Here is a 26,574-nt window from a genome sequence, read left to right as displayed (position 1 = left end):
CCTATTTTTTTATATTAAATAATAATTGGCCTATAAGATTTTCAAGAATAATTGCTTCCTGAGTCTTCGCAATAGTATCCCCATCACGTAAATAGGGATGCTCTTTGTCACCGTCCTCATCAAAACCGGGAACAATACTAATATAATTCGAACCAAGCAAGCCTTCGGTCAAAATTCGTGCAGATGCATCCTCATAAGGAATCTTTTTATCACTATTCAATGTCATAGTCACTCTTGCATTGAGCTCACCTTGCTGTAACTCAATTCGACTGACCTCACCAATACGAACACCTGCAATGGTCACTGGAGCCCGCACTTTTAAACCGCCGATATCAGTAAAATCTGCTGTGACACGGTAGGTTTTATCGGACATAAAATCAGTAATGTTACTCACTTTCATCGCCATTACTAATAATGCAAGCAGCCCAAGCAACATAAAGATTCCTACACTAATGTCCACATAACGTTGCTTTTTCATTTACCAATCTCCAATCATCATTGCAGTCAACAAGAAATCAAGACCTAATACAGCAAGCGATGAGTATACTACAGTTTTAGTTGTAGCATGACTGATGCCTTCAGCTGTTGGCACACACTCAAAACCTTGGTATACAGAAATCCAGGTAACCACAAATGCGAAAACCAAACTTTTAATAATCCCGCTTAAGATATCTATACGAAAATTTACAGCAGCTTGCATATTAGACCAAAAACTCCCTGCATCCACACCTAACCAGTAAACACCAATAAAATAACCACCATATATAGCTACTGCAGAAAAAATCAAAGCAAGTATCGGTAACGCTATAAATCCTGCCACAAAACGCGGATAAACCACTCTTCCTAAAGGATCCACTCCCATCATATCCATACTGGATAACTGCTCTGTTGCTTTCATTAAACCAATTTCAGCTGTAAGAGCCGACCCGGCACGCCCTGCAAACAATAGAGCGCTGATTACAGGTCCTAATTCTCTGGCGACGCTTAAAGCCAATAATTGACCTAATTGACTTGAAGCACCAAATTTTTGTAACGTATTATACCCCTGAAGTCCTACGACCATACCAATAAACAAGGCGGATACCACAATAATTAAACAAGACAATACACCGATAAAATAAAGCTGATAACGTAATAATGGCCATAACCTTAAAACATTAGGCTTTCTAAATAACATAGAAAATAAAAACAGTCCTGAACTGCCAATACCTTGTAAGGCTTGTACACCTCGATTACCCAAACGCGCGATTGTATCAAGCATTTAATAACTCCTCTGTATACGGCTTTGCCGGATAATGGAAAGGAACTACCCCATCCGCTTCTCCATGCATAAACTGTCTTATCTGAGGCTCAATAGATCGCTTTAATTCTTCCGGTGTACCTTGACCTATAATTTTACCCCCTGATATTAAGTAGATATAATCTGCTATTGAACAAGTTTCTTCAACATCATGAGATACGATAATAGTAGTAGTATGCAATAATTGATTCAATCGTTGTATTAACCTGACCAACACTCCCATAGAAATTGGATCTTGCCCCGTAAAAGGCTCATCATACATCATTAACACAGGATCAAGAGCAATAGTTCTGGCTAATGCAACTCGCCTGCACATTCCTCCTGATAGCTGAGCAGGCATTAGATGCGCAGCTCCACGCAAACCAACGGCTTCTAGTTTCATTAATACAATGTTTCTTATCATGGATGCATTTAATTCAGTATGTTCTCTTAGTGGAAAAGCGACATTTTCAAATACTGAAAGATGAGTAAATAAGGCACTACTTTGAAAAAGCAGCCCCATGTTTCGCCTGGTTTCGTAAAGCGCTTTGCGGGATAATTGATGGATATTCTGGCCATTAACATAAATTTGGCCACTATCAGGCGTTAATTGCGCACCTATTAACCGCAGTAAAGTAGTCTTTCCAGAACCACTGGGTCCCATAATAGCGGTAATCTTGCCTTGTTTAACTACCATATCAATGCCATCAAAAATGCAGTGATCATCAAGGCTAAAGGATAGATTTTTTATTTCAACCCAATTATCAGGCATGCTTTATTATCCAATTATTATTTTAACGGGTCATGATGTCAGTTCGATATCTATCAAAGACAGGTAATGCTTTTTTATCTCTTTAATGAAGTATATACTGGATAAATAAAAATGTGTTTAATAATTGCGTTTCCACTAAAAAAAAACTTTATAAAAAATTTTTTACACTACCAATTTTTTCAATAATTGTTCATAAAATTCAAATAAAATTCATTTTTCGCAAAAAGAGAAAAAACTGGTTTTTATTTAATCCAACAATAATGTTATAAGATCCACATATTAAACCGTATTAAGACACCAATGACCTGTTCAAATATCATGCAATTATATCGGTTACTCAAATATAGGGTACATCATTTAAATGCATTATGTTAGAATGAAAGCCAAACAAAATTATAACACAACGGCCTATGAACTTTTGCACACTTGGACTAGCAGTTATTGAAACTGAAGCACAAGCTGTATTTGAGCTAACTCAACGAATTGATGAACGTTTTGAAAAAGCTTGTGAATTACTCTTATCATGCAAAGGGCGCATTGTCGTCACAGGCATGGGGAAATCTGGCCATATAGCTAATAAACTGGCGTCTACTTTTTCCAGCACTGGCAGCCCTGCTTTTTTTATGCATCCTGGGGAGGCAAGTCATGGAGACTTGGGTATGATAACCCGTCAGGATATAGTTGTTGCCATTTCCAATTCGGGTAATACCCATGAAATAGTTACGTTGCTTCCATTATTAAAAAGACTTGAAGTACCTTTAATTGCATTGACCGGCAATAAACAATCAACTCTGGCTAAATCGGCCGATGTCAATTTAGATGTCAGTATTAAACAAGAGGCCTGCCCGCTAGGTCTTGCTCCAACAACCAGCACTACTGTATCGCTGGTTATGGGAGATGCATTGGCTATATCTCTTTTACAAGCCCGGGGATTTAGCGCAGAAGATTTCGCCCTTTCCCATCCAGGAGGAACACTTGGCAAAAAGCTCTTGCTAAGAATAGATGATTTATGTCATACAGGAGAGCAACTTCCATTAGCAAATGAAAACGCAACAGTGAGTGACGCTTTAATTGAAGTCACAAATAAAAAACTGGGGATGACTTGTGTTGTAGACAAACATGGCTACTTAGTAGGTGTTTATACTGATGGCGATATCCGCCGGACATTGACACGTCAATTTAATATCAACACCACTCTAATCAAGGACGTCATGACTAAAAACTGCAGAACTATTCCTAAAGGCATGTTGGCCGCCGAAGCTTTAGCAATCATGCAAAAATATAGCATCACATCCCTGGTGGTGGTTGAAAATGATAATAGGCCTTATGCGGTACTCCATTTACATGACTTGCTAAAAGCAGGTGTTTTTTAATATAGAGAAAAAAATGAACGACTTATTGGAAAAAGCGAAAAAAATTAAATGTCTTATTTGTGATGTCGATGGAGTGCTCAGTGATGGTCTTCTTCACATTGATAATCATGGTAATGAACTGAAATCATTCCATGTACAAGATGGAATGGGATTAAAATTATTAATGGCCGCCGGGATACAAGTTGCAATCATTACCACTGCTCAAAACGCTGTGGTTGACCATCGAATGGAGCAATTAGGTATAACTCATTATTATAAAGGTCAGGTTGATAAACGTAACGCTTACCAACATCTAAAAAAAACATTGGGACTTAATGATGAAGAGTTCGCCTATATTGGCGATGATTTGCCTGACTTACCCTTAATACAACAAGTGGGATTAGGGGTTGCAGTCAGTAATGCTGTACCACAAGTTCTGGAATTTGCTGATTGGAGAACAGAGAGAACTGGTGGTCGAGGTGCGGTTCGGGAATTGTGTGACTTAATTCTTAACGCACAAAATAAAGCAGAATTAGCAATCACAGGCTATTTAAAACAATGAATACTACCAAGCAAGCAATTTGGCTATTCTTGACCTTGCTTGTTTTAGCAGGCTCCGGTTGGTATTATGCTCATTTTAATCAGGCTATTATCAATAAGAAAGCACTGTTAAATGAAGTCGATACAACGATTTCGCAGCTTACAGTAAAACAATTTAATTCGGAAGGTGTATTAATTAACTTATTAACCACTCCGCAGGTAGAATATATTCCTAACAATAATCTTCATTTGCTTAAAAAACCTCATATTATTATTAAGCAAGACAATCAACCGGCATGGGAAATCAATTCATTACGGGCAAAATCGTTTGACGGTGGTAAACAAATTACTTTTATAGAGCAAGTAGTGGTTCATCAAAGTCCAGGGGAAAGCACTCGGGAAAGTACTTTAAAAACTGAAGAAATCACTTATTACCCTAAGGAAAAAAAAGCAACAACAAGTCTTTTTGTAACCTTTGAACAACCAGGCAATATCATACAATCTACTGGAATGAATGCCTATTTGGATGAGAAAAGAGTGGAGTTACTCCATAAAGCCAGAGGAAGTTATGACCCAGCTAAAGGTTAAATACATTATACTGTTATTGTTGATGTTGAGCTCTTTTTCAGGAAACGCCCTTCCGTTTGATAAGGAAAAAATGGTGCAAGTGGTTTCTGATTCAGCGGATTTAAATCAGAAAAACCATCAGGGAGTCTATATAGGAAATGTTGAGTTCGTTCAAGGCTCAACCAATTTACGTGCAGCAAAAGCCATTACTCAAGGAGATGCCAAAAATCAGCTTACTTTAGCTATCGCTGAAGGTTCTAAAGATAAGCAAGCTCATTATTGGACTACAACAGCCCCGGATAAACCCCCATTCCATGCCTATGCGGATACTATAAAATATTACCCGCTCAAACATTTAATCGAATTAATAGGGAATGCTCGCATAGAGCAGGGACCCAACTCTCTTTCAGCAGCCAAAATTAGTTATGATACTCAGGAACAACATGTTTTATCTCATAGTGACGAAAAAACAAGAACGACAATCATTATTTATCCTGAAAAGAAATCATGAGTTTACTAGAAGCCAAACAATTAAAAAAATCATTTAAGGGTCGAACGGTTGTGAATGGTGTTAGCATTCACATTAAGCAAGGTGAATGTGTAGGGTTGTTGGGTCCTAACGGAGCGGGTAAAACCACGTGTTTTTATATGATTGTAGGTCTGCAATCCTGTGATGAAGGTCACATTATTCTTAACGGAAAAGACATAACTCAAGATGCCATGCACCTGAGAGCAAGGCATGGTATTAGTTACCTTCCGCAAGAAGCCTCTGTTTTTAGAAAGCTTACTGTTGCCGAAAATATCATGGCAATTCTGGAACTAAGAAAAGATTTAGATGATCAAACGCGAGAAGAAAAACTGGATCTCCTCTTACAAGAGTTTCATATTTCCCACATAGAAAACAGCTTGGGCATGGCATTATCTGGCGGTGAAAGAAGGCGTGTTGAGATTGCAAGAGCTCTGGCAATAGAGCCATCCTTTATCTTACTTGACGAACCCTTTGCAGGAGTTGATCCAATTTCTGTAATTGATATCAAAAAAATTATCTTGCATTTGTGTGATAAAGGCATAGGCGTTTTAATTACAGATCATAACGTAAGAGAAACTTTAGACATTTGTGAACGCGCTTATATTGTCAGTCAGGGAAAAATTCTTTGCGAAGGAACCCCGGAAGCCATACTCGCCAATCAGCAAGTAAGGCAAGTCTATTTGGGTGAAGAATTTGCTTTGTAGCCTAATTTAAAAAAGTACATTTTTAATTATATTATGTTGCTAATTATTGATAACTACGATTCATTTACATATAACCTGGTTCAGTATTTCCAGGGTCTGAATCAAAAAGTGGTCGTTTTTAAAAATGACCAAATTCAAATTGATGCTATCAGAAAATCAGCTCCGCAATACATAGTCATTTCACCAGGCCCCAACTCTCCTGATGAATCAGGAATTTCTATAGAAGTTATTAAGGAATTTCATGAACATACCCCGATATTGGGTATTTGTCTTGGCCATCAGTGCATAGCTCAGGCTTTTGGAGGTAAAATTATTCCAGCGTCAGAAATCATGCATGGTAAAACTTCAGAAATCACTCATCATTACCAGGGCTTATTTACAGGAATACCAAATCACTTTCAAGCGACTAGATATCATTCTTTAGCCGTGGACATCATGAGCTTGCCCAATTGCTTTTCGATAGATGCATGGGCAGACAATACAATAATGGCAATATCACATCGTCAATTTCCTCTTTTTGGTCTACAATTTCATCCTGAAGCCATATTAAGTCAATTTGGCTTACAAATACTCGAGAATTTTTTACGTTATGAAACCCAAACTTCTATTTGAACAACTTCTATCCCGACAGGATTTAAGCTCAGACCAGATGCAAGAAATCATACATGCTTGTATGACAGGCGAGTTTAGTGATGTGCAAATTGCAACCTTTCTGGTATTAATGCGCATGAAAGGTGAAACAGTCAATGAACTTACTGCAGCTGCCAAAGTCATGAGACAATTAGCCCACAAAATAGACTTAGGAAATAACCTGATTGATATAGTTGGCACTGGCGGAGATGGAAGAAATACTTTTAATGTATCAACAGCCTGTAGTTTTGTTGTGGCCGCAGCAGGAATAAAGGTTGCAAAACATGGCAACCGTTCCGTTTCAAGCCGAAGTGGCAGCGCTGATCTATTAGAACAAGCCGGATTTATACTCAACCTTTCTGACATACAGGTACAAAACTGCATCAACCAATGTCAATTGGCTTTCCTGTTTGCGCCACATTATCATCCTGCCATGCAACATGCGAGAGCGGCAAGACAACAATTAGGAATAAGAACTTTATTTAATTTACTTGGTCCACTGATTAACCCGGCTCAGGTAAAAAGACAAGTTGTTGGCGTATTTTCAACGAATTGGCTCAAAACAATAGCCACTGTTCTGGCCAACTTGGGTAGTGAAAGAGCATTAGTCATAAGCTCTCAAGATGGGCTGGATGAGATTAGTATTGCTGCGAAAAGTGAAGTCGTTGAATACCGTGATGGAAATTTTAAGCAATGGTTCATTTCTCCCGAAGATTATGGCTTAAAGCATTCTTCTTTAGATGCAATCATAGTGGATTCACCAGAACAAAGTCTGCATTTAATTCAATCCGTGCTTTCCGGTGATTCTGGCCCAGCTCGAGATATAGTTCTTCTCAATTCTGCTGCAGCCATTTATTGTGCCAAAGATGACATATCGTTTGATGCGGCCATAGAGGAAGCAAGAATTGCCATTGATAGTGGTAAGGCAAATCATTGTTTTAGCAAACTCCGTTTATTGACTCAAACTTTAAATAAAGAATCAAATCATGAATAGTATCCTGGAACGCATAGCCAAGCATAAACTAGAGGAAATTGCAGTTGCGAAAAAAAATAAGCCTTTACATGTTCTGTCAAAACAACAACCGAGTGAAATACGTGACTTCATAGCCGCTTTAAAATCCAACGCCTCACCTGCAATCATCGCTGAGATAAAAAAAGCTTCTCCAAGCAAAGGTTTAATTCGTAAAGATTTTAATGTTGCGGAAATTGCCAAAATTTATACTCAACATGGCGCAAGATGCTTATCTGTTTTAACGGATATTGAGTTTTTTCAAGGTCATCCTGACTATTTAGCCTTGGCAAAATCAAAAACTACTTTGCCCATATTGCGTAAAGACTTTATTATTGATTCTTATCAAATCTACGAAAGTCTAGTCTTGGGCGCTGATTGTATTTTGCTGATTGTCGCCTTATTAGATGATGTGCAATTAATGGATTTTTGCCAACTGGCCCAAGAGCTTAAAATGTCTGTTTTGGTTGAAAGCCATACTCAAAATGAGTTAGAAAGAGCCTTGCGCTTACCTACCCCACTTATAGGCATTAACAACCGCAGCCTCCACACCTTTAAAACAGACATTCAACTGAGCATCCAACTAAAACAACTGGTTCCTAAAGATAAAATTATTATTACTGAAAGCGGAATTAACACCCGTGAAGACATAAAATTAATGCAATCCCATGGAATTAATGCCTTTTTGATTGGAGAAAGTTTAATGAGAACAGATAACATCGGGAAAGCATTACAGGAACTGATGCATAATTAATTGCAATTACTCAAACCCGGGTTCCGGTATTTGGACTGGCTCTGGCTCTGGTAATTCAGGATAACCTGGCTCCAAAGGCTCTGGATTATCAGGGTACTCTAAAGGTTGTTCAGGGTACTCTGATGGTTCCTCTGGATACTCAATTGGTTGTTCTGGTGTTTCAATGTTATTTCTCATATCATCTATCAATTACTTGGTTATTTAAATTATAGCAAATTCTTTTAATGTATCTTATTCATCATAATTTTAAAATCCGAGTGAAAAGTTATCTTTTATTCTATTGGGGCTTGCCTGATATTCTATTAATGATGTAGTGAAATGAAGCCCATACTTTAACTGTAATCAAATACTGTCTGAAACCTGCCATGTCTATTATGGATAAACCAAAAATTTTAAGTACATCATTAAATTTACGATATTTGTTAAAGGTTATCAGATTAATAAAGGCACTGGCCAGACTGAGGTAAGAACTGAATCCCCAAGCGAGAATTATATAAAGCAACGCAGAATATCCGTTTAGAATCCCAATATAGTACGCGATAAATACACAAACATAGGCTGTAAATTCAACATAAGGCGCCAGGATTTCAAGTAACATATAGAAAGGGTAACTGATCAAACCCTGTATTTTATAAAGGGGATTTAGAAACATATACCAATAATGAAGAGTAGAGCGCAAGAGGCCTCTTCTCCAATGATTCTGTTGTATAGTATACGATTTGATGTTATTGGGTGTCATTGTCCAAACAGCAGCCTTTGGAGTAAACCCTATCCAATAATCTATCTTTTTACGACGATAATATTCATGGAGTTTTATAATAACTTCTGCATCTTGTGAAAAATTAGTGGTATCGAAACCATTTACATTTAAAAGTGCTTGACGCTGAAAAAGAGTCGCTGTCCCAGAATAAGACATAGTTCCACCAAAACGATTCCAAGCGGTACGATTAAATAAATGAGACCGCATATACTCATTAATTTGTAATGCTGAGATCCATCTTTTTGGTAAGTTAGCTTCAACAATTTTCCCTTGATGTACCTTACAATCATTTAATAAATACACCCCTCCACCAACGGCAATAGTATGTTCATTACTAAGCATATAATGAATCATTTCTGATATAGCATCTGGCTCTATGACAGAATCGGCGTCCAAAGTCATAACATAAGGAGTAAAACATAAATTTAATCCAACGTTCAAAGCATCACCTACCCCAAAATGCTCTTTATCGATTAACATAAGGTGGGAGTGTGTTTTAGAGATATAGCCCTGATTCACCTTCGCTGTTTTAATAGGCTCTTCATTGATAAGTTCAAGCTTTTCAAATTTAAAAATTTCTGTGATTGCATTAAAAGTTTTACCGTCGGGATCACCATCCAAAATAACAATAACATAGAGATTTGGGTATTCTGATTTCAAAGCAGACCAAACAGCATTTGCAAGAGTTTGCTCCGCTTTATAAGCCGGTATAAGCACCGTTACTGGTGGCAAATGTTTTTTATTTATAATTGAATAGATATTGGTGTACTTTGATAGTTTATAGCTGGCTATGATTTCAGGAAAAGAATAAATTAAAAGAATAGTATAAGCAACCAGGGAAAAAATAAAATAGCAAAGAATACACAAGTTAATAAAAACAAGAAGATTAATCATCATCCGCTTCATTCCTGGTTTGTTGAATTTTTAAAAAATAATCTGCTTCACCGGTAGTCGTTTTTTCTCTGTCATCTTTGTATTGTTCAAGAATTTTTTGGCCTAAAACACCATAATATGACAGAGTTTTCGCAGCATTCGTTCTAACCCACCATTCTTTATCTTTTAGTGAACATTTTAATAAATCCAGGGAGGCAGGATCTTGTAACTCCCCTAAAGTTCTCACAATAACATTACGAACTATCCAATTTTTATCATGAATAAGTTGTTTATAAGTATCAAGATAACGATTTTTATCTATGTATGGCAAAACACGAATAGCGGCAAGGCGAACATTAATATTTTCGTTATAGCAATCAGCTTCGGTAAAATCAAAATACTCAGGAATACTGCTTGTCACTCGCAATATTTCATAACAAATTTTTTTCAGCCAAGGATTATCCGTTGAAGTTAATACTTCTCCAATAATTTTGATCAACTCAGGGGATGAAGCCAATGAATGAATTGCAAAAGCATGAAAAATATGGGCCTCTGATTTCAATCGCTCTAATATTTCTTTTAAAAGCTCGGGATGCCCTATTTTGGAAGCAACTCTCATGGCATTAAAACTAATTATTAGGTTATTATCCTTAATTAATTTGATAAGTAAGCTATAGTCCTTAGAGCTAATATAATAATCAAAACACAATACTAAAAGATATCTTTTTTCCCATGACCTTCTATTAATAAACTGACGTGCTTGAGGTAACATTAGATCGCGTATGATTTCAATTCTCTTTTTTTCCCAGTCAGGAATATCTTCTGGTTTAATTTTTTTTAATACACGTAACCCTATTTCAACATTTTTTGCTAAATAGGAAGGAATAGGTTTATTTTGGAGAATGAGGTCTTTTAAGTTATCATATGCCTTTTTATTTCTTCTTTTCTTTATAAAAAAATATAATTTTGAAATATAGGAAGCGATTATAAAAGATAAGATAATAATAAATTCAATTATTATAAAATAAACAATGAGCCTGAATTGTAGTTCACTTATTATGATCACAAGAAACCCGCTTTTAGTCCAAGATCGAAATGCACTAATGTCCGAAGAAGTTGTTTGGGATACAACATTTCCTCATAACCTATTCCATATTGAATAGAAATTGTTTTATTAAGTGGTTGCTGAACCTCGAAAAGAAACAATCGATCCTTTATTTTAATAAAATCAACTGTTAATAAATCCGTTAAATCTGGCGATGTTCCATCCATATATACAAATCCAATGTATTGATTGGGATCCTCCCCATATCGACGAACTCCAAAGCGATATAAGGTTGAAGTTGGCCCTGAGCCAGGAATAAAATGGATTGGGCGAAAATTAAAATAGTAATTGCCTATGAATTTATTAATACTTCCTGTCACTGAATTAAGAGTAAAATGAGCAATTTCTCTGTGCGCGCCACCAAAAGAAGCATCTATTTCATATGGGAAATAAATATGCAGTTCTCCACTCTCCAATTCATCGGGAAACAACTCAGGCTTATTAGCATAAGCATAGGTCAAATCCAGAGTTGCATATTTTCCAATATTAGGATAAGCGTCTACTTCTAATTGTGTCGCATTCTGATTATAGCGCGTAGCATAATTCACTGAGCCACCAAAAGCTCCTAAAGAATTAACCCAGTAACCGTAAAAATTGGATAAATTCCAATATTGTCTGGGGATATTAACAGACATGTTGTCCATAAAAGCTCCCATTATCAATTTAGGGCGTTTGATTTCATCTGTCACTAACTCCAAGTTTCTTCTGCCTGGGAGCAGGACTCTTTTGGACGTTTGGGTTGAGCCTATCTCATTGACAAACTGTTTGGCGCTCTCACTTTTTTCTTCCTTCTCCATATTATTTAACAATAGGATTGATTGTTGATTTGCAGGATTATATTTCAAATTTTGATTTAACACTGTCCTGGCTTCTTGCTTTCTATCCAATAAAAATAAGATTTTGGCCTTCAAAAATAAAAGTTCACTATGATGAGGATTAATGGTCAGTCCTTGCTCAACTGTTTCAAGAGCTTGACTATAATTATTACTTTTTAAAAGACAATTAATTAAGCCTAATCTGGCATCCAGATATTGTGGATAACTATCCAAAACAGAGTTAAAAACAGGGATAGCCTTATCGCATTGATTTAATTGACTGAAAGCTAATCCTTTATACAGAGAAACATCAACATCCTTAGGGAAAGCACTTAAATAATCCTGACTCAGTTTAATCGTTTGATCGAAATTTTTCTTTTTATAAGCAGCTTTAATCTCTTCCAGAGTCGTATTGGTTTTAATTTGATTGGGATCTGCAAAGCAAATTTCAAATTGAAAAAAAAACAATAAGATGAATGATAAGAGAACAAGTTTAAAACTCACAATGATCCTTATTTTGACAGAAAAATTACTCTGTTGTTATCCTGTAACAAAATTAAACTTCATTTTTTATCTAAGTCATCATAACACTAATTTTTATTATTCAACAGTTCAGCATACAGTTCAAGATGCTGTTTTGTAATCCGTTCCCAACTGTATTGCTCTGCTGCGTGTGTGGCTTCCAAGCTTAAATTATGATATTCAACCTCAGAAAGAGCCAGCAAATCCAATATGGCTTGAGCGAGTAAAACAGGATCCTTTCTCTCAAGAATTTTACCTACCGCAAATTGCTCAGGACCACCACAACGTGTCACAACAACTGGTAGCCCACATCCCATAGCTTCTAAACCGGATATCCCAAAACCTTCACTGCGTGAAGGCATCACACTTAATTTAGAAATATTATGCACTTTAGCTACCCTTTCAGGGATCTGCTGACCTATAAAATGCATATTATTCAAATCAATTCGTTCAGGATCTAATTTTTCACAAAATTCTTCAATAGAACCTGAGCCCATCATAATAAAATGAACATTAATTTGGGATTGAAGTAATTTATTTGCTGCTAATATAAAATCTACTCCCTTGGTGCGAGATATTTTTCCTGCGAAACTGATTATTGGAATATCCGGCTCTATGTGAACTCCTAACTCCGCAAGAAAAGAATCTCTCATAACAGGCCGTTTTTTAAAAATGCTATCATCATACCCATTCGAGAGAACTACGATTTGCTTTTCCTGAATGTGATAAAGGCGCATTACCTCATGCTTAACTGATTCGGAAATTGCAATAATCTTTTTAGCCCCATGTGCACTGGCACATACCTTTTCTGCAATCGCTGGATAATATTTCAAACCCAATTGATCGCTATGATGTGCAACAACAGTATAATTCACATTCATCTGATACAATACCCAGCTACTTAACCAAATATGATGACATTCAATAACATCAGGCTGGAATTCTTGAATCAATTGTTTTAGCTCATGAGTCAATTGTTGCTCATAGAATGCAATTTGTTGTTTTGTAAGACTCTTAAAAGTTATGGCATTTGGATTTCGGGGATGTGGATCCGTAATCATTAATGGAAAAGTAGGAATAGCAACTGAATCTTTGCTAATTGGAAACTCCCATATTTTATAAATGTAAGTATTTTTATAATATTCATCCTTATCCACAGATTCCAAATTGGAATCAGGGAAAAAAATTTTTACTTGATGTCCTGATTTAACTAATTGTTTAGATAAACCTTTAATGACAGTAAAGCTTCCTGTACCCCATGGACCTGTATTGATAAATAAAATTCGCATCCAGCATTAATCCTTTATCATTATTGTTGTATGCCTCGATATGCCGAGGCGAGATCATCTATTGTATTTTCCAAAGTCCACATGGGTTTATAGGAAATCATGCTATAAAGTTTACTTAAATCCGGCTTTCTTTGAGTAGTATCTCTAAACCCTGGTCCATAGGCTTCTTCATAAGAAATATATTGAATTTTTGATCGTGATTTTGTACGTTTTTTAACCAAATCGGCCAATTGGCTAATTGAAATTTCCTGGGTATTCCCCACATTGACAATTTCACCAACAGATTTGTTGATGTGTAGTAATAAATCCATGACCTTTACAGCATCTCTGACATCACAAAACGAGCGTGTTTGAGTTCCATCCCCAAAGACGGTGATTGGCTCATTATTGCAAGCTTGTTGCACAAATCTTGGAACAACCATTCCATATCTTCCGGTTTGCTTAGGTCCAATGACATTAAACATCCTGACTAAAGTTAGGGGAATTTGATAGGATTTATAATAAGCCAGAGCGATTGCTTCTTGAGTAATTTTACTGATCATATAGGTTGATAGAGAGTAATTTTTCATTTTAACTACCAAATCATCTTCTTCATTAAGATCTGGGCGCTTTATTGCTCCGTAAACTGAAGAAGAGGATGCCAATAAAACTCTTGCAAGCGAGCCGCTTTCAGTGATTGTTTCCAGCAAACGTTGAGCACCCCATATGTTTGTCTTAATCACATTAACAGGTTCTGAAAGCACTTTAAAGACACCAACAATCGCAGCCATGTGGTAGATTCGATCAGCCCATTTAGTCGCTTTAGGCAAGTCCTCCCAAAATAGAATGTCTTTATTTTCAATGCGCAAGAGTGGATTATCCTGAAACAACCGCAAATTAGTTATAGATCCCGAGCTCATATTATCTACAACCAAAACTTCATCTCCCTGTTCTAAATGAAAGGCAGCAAGATGAGAACCTATGAAACCACATCCTCCGGTAATTAATATATGCGCCATTCATAGCCTCCAGAGTAAAATTCCAGTATCCTTGAACTCTTCATAATTAAAAATTTCTTTTACATCCATGATAAGGCCGCGCCAATTTAATTTATTTTTTATTTCATGTCTGTCCATAGTCAAATAGTATTGATGTGACACAGTAAAAATCATGGCATCCAGATCATTAAGATTTTCCCAGGATTGCAGTTCGATACCGTAATGTTTCTTTGCGGCTACAGCATCAGCGATAGGATCATGAATAAATAGCTCGGTATCATAGGATTGTAATTCTCTAATAATATCAATTACTCGGGTGTCGCGGAGATCAGAACAATTTTCCTTATAGGTTAATCCTAAAATTGCAATTCGCGCCCTTTTTACAGCACTTCCCTGGCGAATTAACTGTTTTATGGTTTGTTCTGCGATAAATTTTGCAATGGATTCATTAATCTGCCTTCCCGCCATAATAAGGTTTGAGTAATATCCAATCTCCTCCGCTTTGTACATCAAGTAATATGAATTAATTCCGATACAGTGACCACCCACTAATCCAGGTTGAAAAGGGATATAATTCCATTTGGTTTTCATTGCCTGGATCACTTCCGCTGTATCAATGCCAAGATGATGCAACATAACAGCAATATCATTTATAAAACCTATATTGATATCCCTTTGCGCATTTTCAATAACCTTTGCCGCCTCAGCGACGCGTATGGAGGAAACTGGAAAAACTCCTGCGCTAATTATGCTGTTATACACTTCTGAGATAATATTCAAAGTATCTCTATCAGTGGCAGAAACAATTTTCACTATGTTTTGAAGAACATGCTCTTGATCTGAGGGATTAATACGTTCCGGAGAGTAGCCTACAGAAAAACCCTCGCCACAAACTAATTTGGAGCTTTTTTCAAGTAACGGAATACACTGCTCTTCTGTAGCTCCAGGATAAACAGACGATTCGTAAACAACAATATCTCCCTTTTTGAGACATTTTCCAACCAATTTTGTTGCATCAAACAACATTGAGAAATCAACCTGCCTGTTTTTATTCAATGGAGTTGGAACGGCTATGATATAAAAATCACCATTTTCCAGTTCCTTTGGTTCGGATGTTAATAGGAGATCACTTACAACTAAAGCATCATCTTCAACTTCCAAATTTCTATCATGGCCTTTTTGAAGTTCCAAAACTCGAGATAAATTACTGTCATAAGCTATCACCCTTGAAATCCTGCCAAGAGCAACAGCTAAGGTTAAACCAACATAACCTAAACCAATTACAGCTATTTTTCGCTTAAGGCTCATGTTTTAACCTTTCAAAAAAGCAATGGCATATAAATAACTGTAGACAATAATTCATGAATATTAAACTATTGGGCTAATCAAGGGGCTTTAACATTCAAGTTTTAGAGATATTTTGGTATGGGATTGTAAAATCAGTAATCCATGAATGAACACAGCGTCCTTCCCATGATACACTTCTTGTAAGCCTTGCCAAACATCAAACTATATTTTTAAAATTTAATGTTTGCTAGACAACCGTCATCTAGAATATTTGATCCGATTTTATTAAGGGCAGCATATGAACGTAGTTATTATCACAGGAGCAGCAAGTGGAATAGGGCTTGCTTTATGTAGAGTTTGTCTCCAAAAAGAGAAAACTGTGATTATGGTGGATAATAATGCAGATAAACTTAACAAAGAAATGTCCGAGTTTTTGAGAGAATTTCCAAATCAGGTAATTTCTGTACCCTGTGATGTTACCCAATCCATTGAAGTAGAACAATTATCACAATTTGTTTATGAACAATTCGGACAAATAGATTGGATTTTTAATAACGCAGGAATCATGGGCAAATTACTTCCAGCCTGGGAGTTACAATCTACCGATATTAGCCAGGTAATGGAAGTGAATTTATATGGGATGGTTAATATGATTCGGTCATTCTCACCTTATTTGTTCAAACAGAATTTTCGTTCGCATATCATCAACACAGCAAGTATGTATGCTTTGTGCACAGGATCACAAATGAGTGCTTATTCTATGTCAAAACATGCCGTACTTGCCTTATCGGAATCATTATATTTTGATTTGAATCGTCTTAAAAAACCTGTTGATATTTCTGTGGTATTTCCTTCTTTTACAGATACGTCATTATTATCCAACAGTGCAAAATTTGATAATTCACTTATTAATAGCCAATTAAATGAATTATTAGCACATTCCCGTCCCGCCATTGAAGTTGCGGAACATATAGTAAGAGAAGTGGAACAAAAAAGATTTTACATATTGCCTGATAAAGAAGTTAAAGGATATTGTGAAGACAGAACCAAAGCCATACTGTTACAGGAAAATCCTCACCGTAACAATGTCGAACAATTGATGTGTTCTTTATTAAAACGCCAATCATCTGAAATTAATCTGTAAACCATGTCCGATATTGAAATCATGATAAAGGCGAACTGACATAGAGCTGATTTGATCATCCGGGTTATAATATTCACATAATCATAAAGAGCTAGGAACAGGATTTCAGTCCCTTAGATTTTTGGCCTAGCATTTCTAATAATTCTCTTCTGAAAATATGATAATCGACCTCTAAGGCATGGCGCATGTGAGATTTAAATCGGTGATGGGGTTTATTAATCTCTTTGGCTATTTTTTGATGTAATTGATCAGGACGTTTTAAAGTTCCCGCAATAATACGGGCCACTATTTTTGATTGATAATCAGCCAAAGGCCAAATACAGCCTTGAGGTTGGCATAGACCAATGAAATACAAATTTTCAAACTCGGGGTGCATCATTTTTCGATATAAAGGGATGGTGGTAGAGTTACTAAAATCAATACAACTTTTATCGAAAAATGGAAAACTGATTTGATAACCCGTAGCGAAAATAACCGTATCGAACTCCCCATGGGTTCCATCAGTAAAATGAACTGTGCTGCCTTCAAATCTCGATATACCGGGACGAGGGTGTATTTTGCCATGGCGAATAAAATACAAGAGCTCCGAATTGATGGTTGGATGAATTTCCAATGGCCCACAATCAGGTTTCATTAATTTATACTTGGCATATCGGCCTTGCAATCCTCTAATAACCAAGCTGATGAACTTCTGCCTTAACCAGGATGGCATCCATTGTATTTTAGCTACTGCCACATCCGTTGGCTTACCAAAAATAAATTTGGGGAAAATATGATATCCCCTGCGCATGCTAATGCAAGTTCCAGGAGCAACTCGCGATATTTCAACAGCGACATCACAGGCTGAATTACCCCCGCCAACAACCAATACTTGCTTGTCTTTAAAAATGGAAGCTTTTTTATATTGATGAGAATGAAGCATCTCCCCGTCAAACACTCCAGGATATACTGGCATAAAGGGATCCCAATGATGGCCATTCGCTACCAGCAAATAGTCATAGCACACTTCATGAATTCCTTCGCCATCCTCATAGATAACATGCCATGTATTATCATCAAGGCGATGTACCTTTTGTACTACTGTGTTAAAACGAATGTATTGAGCTAATTGAAAATGCTCCACATAGTTCTGAAAGTATTTTAAAAGCTGGGCGTGCGAAGGATAATCCGGGTAATCAGCCGGCATTGGGAAATCTTCAAACTCAGACCAGCGTTTTGAACTGATGATATGCGTCGTTTCATAAACACTGGAATGCTCATTTTGCTCATCATAAACCCAATTGCCACCTATCTGATTGTTTTTTTCAAAAACAGTAACATTGGTAATGCCGTGTTCTTGCAAATTTTTAATGGCAGCAATACCGCTAGGACCAGCACCGATAACACAAACACGTGCAGATAAACGATCCTTAAGCACCCTTTTTATTTCCATCAACTAACACCTTATCAACTTTATCCATTATCATCGCTTGTAAAATTTCGTCTTTATCAATTGTAAAGTGATTTACTTTTATCCCTTTTATCGAATCAACATTGACATTATCAATTTTGGTCAATTGAGGATCAACAGCTCTGAGTTTTAACCCGCTAAACATTGGTACAAAACCAGGTTTATATACATTCAAAGCTTGTTTAACATTGGGAGGAACAATAGTTTGTGATACTGCATCGACGGTCACTAACAAAGCAACAGGTACACCGGCGGCATTCAAATTTCGCGCCACTTTGATTTGTTCATTAGCGCCTAAAGAATGTCCCACTAAAATAATTGGTTTGTGGTCTTTTTCTTTATAATAATGGTCAATAATATACCGGCTTACCGCGCCAGCGTTATACCACATCGTGCTATGAGCCGTGATATGGTACTTTTCAGACACTTTATCACGAAGTGTGTACATCCCCTTACTGAAAATTCCCAAGCCGCCAAGCATAGTATGGACTTCGCCTTTTTTTGATGACATATTTTGTGTTTTGGACTTCTTGTTAGGGACATGAGAAATTGCAGGTTGCTCTTCTTTCTTGATATAAGTATTTCGTGCGCCCGTCAAATCCACACAAGCTGTTAAACTACTAACAATCAACAACAATAAAAATGATTTGAAAAAACGTATTTGCAGATTGCCAAAATAGTTCATATTAATATTATTATTGTAATTATTTGAATTTTTATCATACCTTATTCTTATAGCATTTTACAGAGGCACATAGCGGGTTTAAGGCCTTTCAGGAAGTCATTTTTATGCATTCGGAGCAATCTGTTTCGCATCTCCTTATTTTATTAATTCTACTGAAGACAAAAAGCGTCCCTGCCCCCAAGGCACATGGACTATTTGTAATGCCTGCCATTGAGCCTCGCTTTCCACTTGCGTTGCTACTATCGCGATATCCATCGTCTTAGCCATTTCATGAAAATAATGTATAAAGAACTGTTTGCTTTCATTTTCATCAATATCTGTCACTAAACTCCCATGCAGTTTTAAATAGTCTATGTTTAAATCGCTTAAATAATGCAAGGGAGAAAATTTAATACCCACACGATCAACCCCAATTTTCACCCCCAATTTTTTGGCTTGTTTGATAAAGGACTTGGAGTTTGAAAAATGTGACAAAACATGAGCTTCATTAATTTCCAATGAGAGATTTTTCAAGACAGCCTCGGGAATATCTTCTAATTGCCGCAAATATCCTGTGCTATTAACTTTATTTGCCAAAGTATCTTCTGAAATATTAAGAGCAAAATTAGTGAGAGTTGCAATATCCAGTTCGGCTAATTCATTAAGCACATACTGATCAATTAGATAGGCCAAACCTAGTTTCTCAGCAACCGGTATAAAATAACCCGCACCTAACTCCTCACCTTCCTGATTGCGAATTCGAACAAACACTTCCTTATGCAAACAATTCTTACCATCCGTGACTGCCTGCGCATACAAACTTATTTTTTTCTGTTCTAAAGAATTTCTAATCTCATCTCCACTGATTAACTGAGGATATTTATAGGTATCATGCTCTTTCTGACAATAAAATACGCCTGTTTCGCGAGCTTTTTTAACCGCTTGATCTACCATAGACAATAGATTGGAGACAGGTTGATGGAGAAAATAACTTGCAGCCCCCATGTGTGTTTTGCAAATTTTGATATCAGTAATAGTTTGATTCAAAATTTGCTCAAATTCCCTGCACTCCTTTTCAAAAACCAAAGGATCCCTTTCATGGCTAATCAAGGCAAAGGTCGTGCCGTTAATTCTTGCCAGCGCGCTAACAGACGATTGTTTCCAATAGTTTTTACATGTTTTAGCTACAGTTAGTACCAATTGATCCCCTTGCTGATACCCTTGCTTCTGATTTAGCTCATCCAAGCCATCTATGACCAGCATCACAACATAACCAGGAATAAATTCATCTTCATTATCCAGAATCAGAGCCAAGTGCTGTAAAAAATAACGGCGATTGCTCATTCCTGTTAGTGCATCTTGATAAACCTGTGTTCTAAGGGATTCTGTTTGTTTCAACTGATCCTGAAATAACGATTTGATCTTAGTAACCATTTGATTCATAGCCAGGGTAACTTGCCTCAATTCAGGGGTTTTGGGAATCTTTGTTTCTACAGGAAACTCATGTTCTGAAATGGCTAACGCTTGGGCAGTTACCCGTTTTAAAGGTTGTAATAAATATTTTATAAAGCAATAGCATAGAACTAAAGCGACTAATGCAAAAATCAGATAAGCGTTTACCATTTCTACGGCATTACGCCACAAAGAGGCGTAAACATAGCTCGGATCACTGGTTACTAAAACAACTCCTGCTTGCATCCATCCATCCATAATTAAGGATGACTTTTCAGTCGATGGCCATTTTATCAAATTCACAAACCATTGTGGTATATCATTTTCTTGTGGTAATTGTTTCTTTAAAATGATCAGTTTGCCTTTTATGTCTTTTACCTTAATTGATGAAAAATACCCCCTGTCAAAAACAGCTTTAACCATAGAATTCATGGTCGCTACATCATGATTGATTAAAGATTGAGATAAAGACAGACCTAATGATGTCGCGGTGTCTTGAGCGTTGCTTTCAAGTTGTTGGATAAAAAAATTACGCGCGTTATTCATAGTGATCAAATAAGTTCCTATAAATACGAATAACAACATGATCAACACACCTACAGCCATTTTCTTAGTTAATGTCATGGTCTATCACCTTTTTTATTCCATACGTTTCATTAGATCATCCCACTTGCCCAAACTTTTTGAATCGCCCATCAATGAACTCTCTCCTCTTTTTTTGGCAAGCCATAAACCTTCTGCATTAAAGCTATAAACTGGTTTCAAATCAGGCCTTGCCGAAGCTTTCAGAATTTTACTTTCCAAACTGTCAAGGATTAGCGGTTCTGATTCAGGAGTAGGGTAAAAAGACAGCACCATATGGGCCTGGTTTAGAGTAAGAGAAGCAGCATAGGTAATTCTTAACTGCTCAGAGGGAACACCAACAGCGACTAATGTGAAATATTTTATGATGGCAAAATCTTCACAATCACCTCCCCCATCCACAATAAATTCTACTGGTGATTTCCAATAATCATCACTTGCACCAGTTATTGGATCAGTTTCATAATTAAATTGATTAAAGAAAGAGTTTACTTTTTCCAGTTGTATTTTTACTGGCTTTTTTTTAAGCGATTCAATTAAATTCGCCCATGCGTTAAATCGTTTCCGGGTGTCCCCCTGATAGGATTGCGCCAATTTCTGAATTTTTTCCACACTGATTAGAGGTGCGGCTTGAGTGGAAAAACTTGTTACATAGCAAAGTATCAAACCAGTCCAAATGGATAAAACTGATCTATGACCAAGAGATTCCAAAATAACATTCTGAAATCTCTTGGCTATAGCACTAAGCTTTTTTGGGCGGCTCTTTGAAAGTAACCAGGACTCCTTCAACATGAGCCAATTCCTTTAGTCTTTCCATTCCATTACCAGCATGCCCTCTGTATTCATAAGGACCAACAAAAACGGATAGAAGATCTTTATAAGGGCTCATGAAAGCAGTAAAGCCTAATCCATTTAATCGCTTAACCAAAGCGATAGCATTATTTCTATCTCTGAAAGAGCCTGCTGATATATACCATAGCTTGGGCGTTATTTGCTGAGGATAAGTCGTGTTTTTATCCACCATAGACTTGGTTAAACGAGTTTTCTCCATGTTCTTAACAGGATGAGTGAGAACCATAGGATTATCCGTATTATTGGGATAAGGGATTTCATCCATTTTTCTATTCAATAAAATATTGGTCTGAGCTGACGAGAACACGTCATTATTAACCACATTGACTGGCAATCTCAAATTCAAATATTTTAATAAACAACCCATTCCATTCAGGATGCGGTAGCGGGAAAGTACCTCATCATTTTCTGCGCGGGCCAATTCAATTTGTGATTCATAATATTCATTTTGAGAGTCGAGTAAATCGAGGAGTGTCCTTTTACCCACCTTAAACTCATCTTGATAGGCAGCACGTGTTTTTCTTGAAGCAGTAACGTGTTGTTTCAAAGGCTGTATGCGCAAGGCAGAGGCAACATAAGCATTCCAGGCTAACCGGATAGTTTCTTTCAACTCCAGTAAGGTTCGATTTTTTGTTTCATAAGCTTCCTGGACTTGGTACGCCGTTTCTCTTATACGCGCGGCATCAGCACCACCACGAAATGCATTGTAATTCATTCTTACAGCCACCGTATCCGAATCATTGGGACCGATAAGACCACCCAGGTTCTTGTTTTTTGAGCTATTCAAAACCAGATTAACCTCCGGGTAATAGGCTGCCCTGGCGACATCATACTGAGCTTTTGCTTCTTTGATATCAGCGTAACTTGATTTCACCGTTGGGTGATTATCCAGTCCTTTTTCTATAATTCTGGCTAAATTATTAGGTAAGCTGTTCCTTGCTGGAACACGGGGCATTTGAAGATTCTCTGGCCATTTGCCCACTGTTTTTGCATAATTGATCTTCACCTCTTGCAAATCAGCCAAAGCACTTATTTTATTAGCCTCAGCGAGAGCCAACCTCGCATTAGCCTGATCAACCTCTGCGGTTCTGGTAATCCCGGCAGTAGCCCGTTCTTTTATCATCTTAAAAACCGCTTTATGTGCTTTAAGATTTTCGATGGAGTAAGCATATAAACGTTCACGCAGTAACACAGCAAAATAATTTTTGGTAATTTCCAATGCCAAATCTTCAGCGATACCCTGAGTTTTCCATTTTTGTGCCTGAGTAAGGTATTGGTTACGCTTAACCTCATTAATTATCCCCCCACCAGCAAACAATCGCTGCCTCAATTCCACGGCCGATTCCACTATATTTAGGGTAGTACTGGGAGTATCATCGATCGCTGCAGATGTCGGGTTAACACTTCTTTGGCGGCCAAATCCGCCAGTTACATCAATAGAAGGATATAAAGCACCCTTTGCTTTATCAATTGCCTGTTTTGCTGACAAACCTTTTGCAGTATTCAGTAAAATATCGGGGTTAGCGATCATGCCATATTGTACTGCTTCATAGAGTGTATCGGCAGTAGCGTAGGAAGAAGTTAGCAATGCAGCTACAAACAGCGCCTTTCTCATTCCTCATTCCTTATTATTGTTATTTTATTAATTACCTATATAGTAACGTATAACCTTAAATGAAATAACATCTTACTACAATATAATTTTATTTCTTTTAATGAGTTATTGATATTAATAAGCTTTTGATTTGATGGAATTTTGCCACCATGAGTAGTCAATTACCAATACTGACCGTGAGCCAACTGAATAGACAAGTGAAAGGTTTTCTTGAAAATGAAATAGGTCTTGTGCATGTCGAAGGTGAAATTTCCAATGTAAGTAAGCCCTCTTCAGGACACTACTATTTCACCCTGAAAGACAGTACAGCGCAAATTCGTTGTGCGTTTTTTAAAAATCGACACTCCGGTTCTGTGCTTAGAAATTTTAATGATGGCCAACAAGTTGTTGCCAGCGGTAAATTAAGTCTTTATGAAGCTCGAGGAGAATATCAACTTATTGTTGAAGAGATAGTTGAAGCAGGAATGGGAGTTCTCTACCAACGCTTTGAAGAGTTAAAAATCAAACTGGCCAACGAAGGCTTGTTCAATCCTGAAAGAAAAAAACCACTGCCCAGAATACCCGACACAATTGGAATCATTACATCACCTACTGGAGCAGCTATCCAGGACATTCTGTCGACTCTGGCCCGTCGATTCCCAATAGCCAAAATTATTATTTACCCAAGTGAGGTGCAGGGGCAAACCGCCCCTCAACAACTAATCAAAGCCTTAAAACTGGCTAATGACCATAATCGATGTCAAGTTCTCATCCTGGCGCGTGGCGGCGGGAGCATTGAAGACTTATGGGCATTTAACGATGAATACCTTGCTCGACAAATTGCAATCAGCTCAATTCCTGTTGTTTCTGGTATTGGTCATGAAACAGATTTCACAATTGCTGATTTTGTAGCAGATTATCGTGCGGAAACGCCTACCGCCGCCGCTGCGGCTGTTACCCCAAGCCGCAGCGAATTATTCAATATTCTTGATACTGCTATTTCTCGATTGCATGATGCCATCATCAGACTAGTCAAAGGATTACGATTAAAACTTAATCATTTGATGGATAAAATTGCATCTCCTAGACATGCCATCTCAACATACTGGCAAACGGTGGATTACCTGGAGAGACAGTTGATATCTGCTATTACGCAATTTATTAATTTAAAAATTAACAAAGTAAATCTTTTTTCAACACAATTACAAGCTAACAATCCAAAAACACAAATTGAACGAACTAAAACCCAACTACGGCAATTAATAATGCAATTAACCCAAGAGATTCACATAAAAGTAAACCAACTGAAAAATCAACTGTCTACTAATCTGTCCACTTTGCATGCTGTAAGTCCCTTGGCTACACTAGATAGAGGGTATGCCATTGTGAGCAAAAACCAAAAAATACTCTTTACTGCCCAACAAGCACAAATTGGAGATACTATTGATATCCGTTTAGCACAAGGTAGTCTTGCTTGTGAGGTCACCCAAATTAAGGATTGATTAAAATCATGAAGAAACTATTACATTCATTAGCCTGTCTATTTATATTGGTGAACTCAGCCAAGCTGTCCTATGCTCTGGCCCTGCCAGAAAACCATTCTGTCAATGGCGGGCTCACTATTATTCCTATAGATATAAATCAGAAGCCCGAAGCTTACTTTGAGGGAAAACGTATCCCTGTTCTTCCCAGCCCCCAACCCCGGCAATGGTTGTTAATCGTTGCAATCCCTCTTAAAAATACCAACTCTGTTCAATACATCAACGTGACAAAACCGATTAAAGCTTCCATTCCCTTCCATGTTAGTGAAAAATTTTACAATACCCAATTTTTAAATATAAAAGACATAAGTAAAGTAGACCCCCAACCTGAAGATTTAATCCGCATTGAAAAAGAAACCAAAAAATTAACCCAAATTTTTGCTAATTACTCAAACGCCAATCCATTTGAGAAACAATTCACAGCGCCACTGAGAGGACCTGTAACCAGCTTATTTGGTTTAAAAAGAGTTTATAATAAACAGCCAAGGGATCCGCATTCTGGACTGGACATCGCCGCTGACCAAGGGAAACCCGTGTATGCGGTAAATCAGGGGATTGTAGCAGACACCGGTGATTATTTTTTCACAGGCAATACGGTTATCCTTGATCATGGCATGGGAGTATTCTCGGTTTATGCTCATCTCAGCAAAATTCTGGTTAAAACTGGCGAACCTGTCAAACAAGGGCAAGAGCTTGGATTGGTTGGTATGACAGGAAGAGTAACAGGCCCCCATCTTCACTGGACTATGGTAGTTAACCAAACCTTGGTTGAGCCTTTACTTTTTGTGCCGTTTCGTAAAATCACGGTTGCTCCGATTACATCAGATAAAAAATCAAACAAATCAACACAAGATGCAACGACAAAATCATGATTAACGAATTAACGGCCAGTTTGAATGTGATTGTCACTCAAACACAAAATAACCTGAAAATTTTAGGGATAATTCTACTAATTCCCTGGTCAATATTTTTTGTTAGTCATTTTATTAGTAATAAAATTTTGCTTCTTGGCATTATCCCAAGACATATTTTGGGCCTTCCGGGAATTCTATTGACCCCTTTACTTCATGCTAACTTTAATCACTTATTTTTTAACTCCATCCCCTTACTGGTTTTAAGTAATTTTATTTTGATTAATGGGGTTCATTATTATTTGATTGTCACAATAATGATAACCCTTTTTAGCGGAACAATGATTTGGTGTTTTGCTAAACGCGGTATACACATAGGCGCCAGCGGTTTAATTACAGGCTACTGGGGATTTCTGGTATATAACATTTACCAAACCGGTACCTTGACCACTATTATTCTTGGTCTGCTTAGCCTGTATTATTTTGCGGGTATTTTTCTGGGAATTTTCCCGGGTGAAAAAGGCGTATCCTGGCAAGGTCACTTGTTTGGACTATTATCAGGTTTTCTCACCAGTTATTTATTAGAAATCTATCCCGGATTATTGTTAATCATTTAGTTATATTCCACTAATAATCCATTCAACTCTATGCTATTCTTAAAAATAAAAACCAATCGAGAA

At 37.2% G+C, this 26,574-nt stretch carries 27 protein-coding genes; 12 read left to right on the top strand and 15 right to left on the bottom strand.

Annotated features, from left to right (window positions below; translation table 11 throughout):
- Position 1: 1 nt before the first annotated feature.
- From mlaD to CC34_RS0103085, 3 genes are read right to left on the bottom strand one after another with little or no spacing between them, the layout of a single operon-like run.
- Positions 2-478, bottom strand: a complete 477-nt coding sequence (gene mlaD, locus CC34_RS0103095; protein WP_028377932.1) for an outer membrane lipid asymmetry maintenance protein MlaD — start codon at positions 476-478, stop codon at positions 2-4.
- Positions 479-1,261 carry a lipid asymmetry maintenance ABC transporter permease subunit MlaE gene (gene mlaE, locus CC34_RS0103090; protein ID WP_010946578.1) on the bottom strand — a complete coding sequence of 261 codons (783 nt, stop codon included), beginning with the start codon at positions 1,259-1,261 and terminating at the stop codon, positions 479-481. It abuts the gene before it with no gap.
- Complete coding sequence (locus CC34_RS0103085) at positions 1,254-2,051, bottom strand: ABC transporter ATP-binding protein (protein ID WP_027227556.1); 798 nt, start codon at positions 2,049-2,051, stop codon at positions 1,254-1,256. The genes mlaE and CC34_RS0103085 overlap by 8 nt, the downstream gene beginning before the upstream one ends.
- A gap of 410 nt (positions 2,052-2,461) precedes the next feature.
- Here CC34_RS0103085 and CC34_RS0103080 point away from each other — a divergent pair, with 410 nt between their 5' ends.
- The 8 genes from CC34_RS0103080 to trpC are packed head-to-tail and all read left to right on the top strand — an operon-like array spanning position 2,462 to position 8,136.
- A complete protein-coding gene (locus CC34_RS0103080) occupies positions 2,462-3,424 on the top strand; it encodes a KpsF/GutQ family sugar-phosphate isomerase (protein ID WP_027227555.1) in 963 nt (320 codons plus the stop codon).
- A gap of 13 nt (positions 3,425-3,437) precedes the next feature.
- Positions 3,438-3,965: a 3-deoxy-manno-octulosonate-8-phosphatase KdsC gene (gene kdsC / locus CC34_RS0103075; protein WP_027227554.1), complete on the top strand. Its 528-nt coding sequence runs from the start codon at positions 3,438-3,440 to the stop codon at positions 3,963-3,965.
- Positions 3,962-4,531: an LPS export ABC transporter periplasmic protein LptC gene (lptC, locus tag CC34_RS0103070; protein WP_028377930.1), complete on the top strand. Its 570-nt coding sequence runs from the start codon at positions 3,962-3,964 to the stop codon at positions 4,529-4,531. The genes kdsC and lptC overlap by 4 nt, the downstream gene beginning before the upstream one ends.
- Positions 4,512-5,021, top strand: coding sequence for a lipopolysaccharide transport periplasmic protein LptA (lptA, locus tag CC34_RS0103065; protein ID WP_027227552.1), 510 nt, complete (start codon positions 4,512-4,514; stop codon positions 5,019-5,021). Before lptC ends, lptA begins: the two co-directional genes overlap by 20 nt.
- A complete protein-coding gene (gene lptB, locus CC34_RS0103060) occupies positions 5,018-5,743 on the top strand; it encodes an LPS export ABC transporter ATP-binding protein (RefSeq protein WP_027221199.1) in 726 nt (241 codons plus the stop codon). The genes lptA and lptB overlap by 4 nt, the downstream gene beginning before the upstream one ends.
- Positions 5,744-5,776: 33 nt before the next feature.
- Positions 5,777-6,355 carry an anthranilate synthase component II gene (locus CC34_RS0103055; RefSeq protein WP_028377929.1) on the top strand — a complete coding sequence of 193 codons (579 nt, stop codon included), beginning with the start codon at positions 5,777-5,779 and terminating at the stop codon, positions 6,353-6,355.
- Positions 6,333-7,367, top strand: coding sequence for an anthranilate phosphoribosyltransferase (gene trpD, locus CC34_RS0103050; protein ID WP_027227550.1), 1,035 nt, complete (start codon positions 6,333-6,335; stop codon positions 7,365-7,367). The genes CC34_RS0103055 and trpD overlap by 23 nt, the downstream gene beginning before the upstream one ends.
- Entirely contained in the window at positions 7,360-8,136 is a 777-nt protein-coding gene (gene trpC, locus CC34_RS0103045) for an indole-3-glycerol phosphate synthase TrpC (RefSeq protein ID WP_028377928.1), read from the top strand. Before trpD ends, trpC begins: the two co-directional genes overlap by 8 nt.
- 6 nt (positions 8,137-8,142) lie before the next feature.
- Here the strand turns inward: trpC and CC34_RS1000000117315 are convergent, their stop codons facing one another.
- The 7 genes from CC34_RS1000000117315 to CC34_RS0103010 all read right to left on the bottom strand — a co-directional run bounded on the left by CC34_RS1000000117315 (position 8,143) and on the right by CC34_RS0103010 (position 15,785).
- Positions 8,143-8,313: a hypothetical protein gene (locus CC34_RS1000000117315; RefSeq protein ID WP_162839342.1), complete on the bottom strand. Its 171-nt coding sequence runs from the start codon at positions 8,311-8,313 to the stop codon at positions 8,143-8,145.
- Between the two features lie 100 nt (positions 8,314-8,413).
- On the bottom strand, positions 8,414-9,793 hold the full coding sequence (locus CC34_RS0103035; protein WP_229309701.1) for a glycosyltransferase family 2 protein: 1,380 nt from the start codon (positions 9,791-9,793) through the stop codon (positions 8,414-8,416).
- Positions 9,783-10,835 carry a HEAT repeat domain-containing protein gene (locus CC34_RS0103030; RefSeq protein WP_032830220.1) on the bottom strand — a complete coding sequence of 351 codons (1,053 nt, stop codon included), beginning with the start codon at positions 10,833-10,835 and terminating at the stop codon, positions 9,783-9,785. Before CC34_RS0103030 ends, CC34_RS0103035 begins: the two co-directional genes overlap by 11 nt.
- Complete coding sequence (locus CC34_RS0103025; protein ID WP_050598191.1) at positions 10,832-12,193, bottom strand: YaiO family outer membrane beta-barrel protein; 1,362 nt, start codon at positions 12,191-12,193, stop codon at positions 10,832-10,834. The genes CC34_RS0103030 and CC34_RS0103025 overlap by 4 nt, the downstream gene beginning before the upstream one ends.
- Before the next feature lie 86 nt (positions 12,194-12,279).
- Entirely contained in the window at positions 12,280-13,500 is a 1,221-nt protein-coding gene (locus tag CC34_RS0103020; protein ID WP_028379138.1) for a glycosyltransferase family 4 protein, read from the bottom strand.
- A 20-nt stretch (positions 13,501-13,520) separates the two neighbouring features.
- Positions 13,521-14,498 carry an NAD-dependent epimerase/dehydratase family protein gene (locus CC34_RS0103015; protein WP_027221191.1) on the bottom strand — a complete coding sequence of 326 codons (978 nt, stop codon included), beginning with the start codon at positions 14,496-14,498 and terminating at the stop codon, positions 13,521-13,523.
- Entirely contained in the window at positions 14,499-15,785 is a 1,287-nt protein-coding gene (locus CC34_RS0103010) for a nucleotide sugar dehydrogenase (protein ID WP_027227544.1), read from the bottom strand.
- Positions 15,786-16,062: 277 nt separating this feature from the next.
- On the opposite strand from CC34_RS0103010, the gene CC34_RS0103005 reads away from it, so the two are divergent.
- A complete protein-coding gene (locus CC34_RS0103005) occupies positions 16,063-16,908 on the top strand; it encodes an SDR family NAD(P)-dependent oxidoreductase (protein ID WP_027227543.1) in 846 nt (281 codons plus the stop codon).
- Between the two features lie 91 nt (positions 16,909-16,999).
- Here CC34_RS0103005 and CC34_RS0103000 read toward each other — a convergent pair whose 3' ends face one another.
- From CC34_RS0103000 to CC34_RS0102980, 5 genes are all read right to left on the bottom strand, one after another.
- Positions 17,000-18,340, bottom strand: coding sequence for a flavin-containing monooxygenase (locus CC34_RS0103000; protein WP_028377926.1), 1,341 nt, complete (start codon positions 18,338-18,340; stop codon positions 17,000-17,002).
- Positions 18,318-19,043 carry a hypothetical protein gene (locus CC34_RS0102995; protein ID WP_027227541.1) on the bottom strand — a complete coding sequence of 242 codons (726 nt, stop codon included), beginning with the start codon at positions 19,041-19,043 and terminating at the stop codon, positions 18,318-18,320. Before CC34_RS0102995 ends, CC34_RS0103000 begins: the two co-directional genes overlap by 23 nt.
- 135 nt (positions 19,044-19,178) lie before the next feature.
- A complete protein-coding gene (locus CC34_RS0102990) occupies positions 19,179-21,098 on the bottom strand; it encodes a bifunctional diguanylate cyclase/phosphodiesterase (RefSeq protein WP_028377925.1) in 1,920 nt (639 codons plus the stop codon).
- 15 nt (positions 21,099-21,113) lie between these two features.
- Positions 21,114-21,848 carry a transglutaminase-like cysteine peptidase gene (locus tag CC34_RS0102985; RefSeq protein ID WP_027227539.1) on the bottom strand — a complete coding sequence of 245 codons (735 nt, stop codon included), beginning with the start codon at positions 21,846-21,848 and terminating at the stop codon, positions 21,114-21,116.
- Complete coding sequence (locus CC34_RS0102980) at positions 21,799-23,523, bottom strand: TolC family outer membrane protein (protein WP_028377924.1); 1,725 nt, start codon at positions 23,521-23,523, stop codon at positions 21,799-21,801. The genes CC34_RS0102985 and CC34_RS0102980 overlap by 50 nt, the downstream gene beginning before the upstream one ends.
- Positions 23,524-23,672: 149 nt before the next feature.
- On the opposite strand from CC34_RS0102980, the gene xseA reads away from it, so the two are divergent.
- The 3 genes from xseA to CC34_RS0102965 are packed head-to-tail and all read left to right on the top strand — an operon-like array spanning position 23,673 to position 26,511.
- Positions 23,673-25,004, top strand: a complete 1,332-nt coding sequence (gene xseA / locus CC34_RS0102975) for an exodeoxyribonuclease VII large subunit (RefSeq protein ID WP_028377923.1) — start codon at positions 23,673-23,675, stop codon at positions 25,002-25,004.
- Positions 25,005-25,012: 8 nt separating this feature from the next.
- On the top strand, positions 25,013-25,915 hold the full coding sequence (locus CC34_RS0102970) for a M23 family metallopeptidase (protein WP_028377922.1): 903 nt from the start codon (positions 25,013-25,015) through the stop codon (positions 25,913-25,915).
- A complete protein-coding gene (locus CC34_RS0102965) occupies positions 25,912-26,511 on the top strand; it encodes a rhomboid family intramembrane serine protease (protein ID WP_028377921.1) in 600 nt (199 codons plus the stop codon). Before CC34_RS0102970 ends, CC34_RS0102965 begins: the two co-directional genes overlap by 4 nt.
- Positions 26,512-26,574: the final 63 nt, after the last annotated feature.

The organism is Legionella pneumophila subsp. fraseri, from assembly GCF_000586315.1.
Classification (GTDB): Bacteria; Pseudomonadota; Gammaproteobacteria; order Legionellales; family Legionellaceae; genus Legionella; species Legionella pneumophila_B.
Note: the sequence above shows the minus strand (reverse complement) of the source record. Positions and strands in the feature narration are given on the sequence as shown.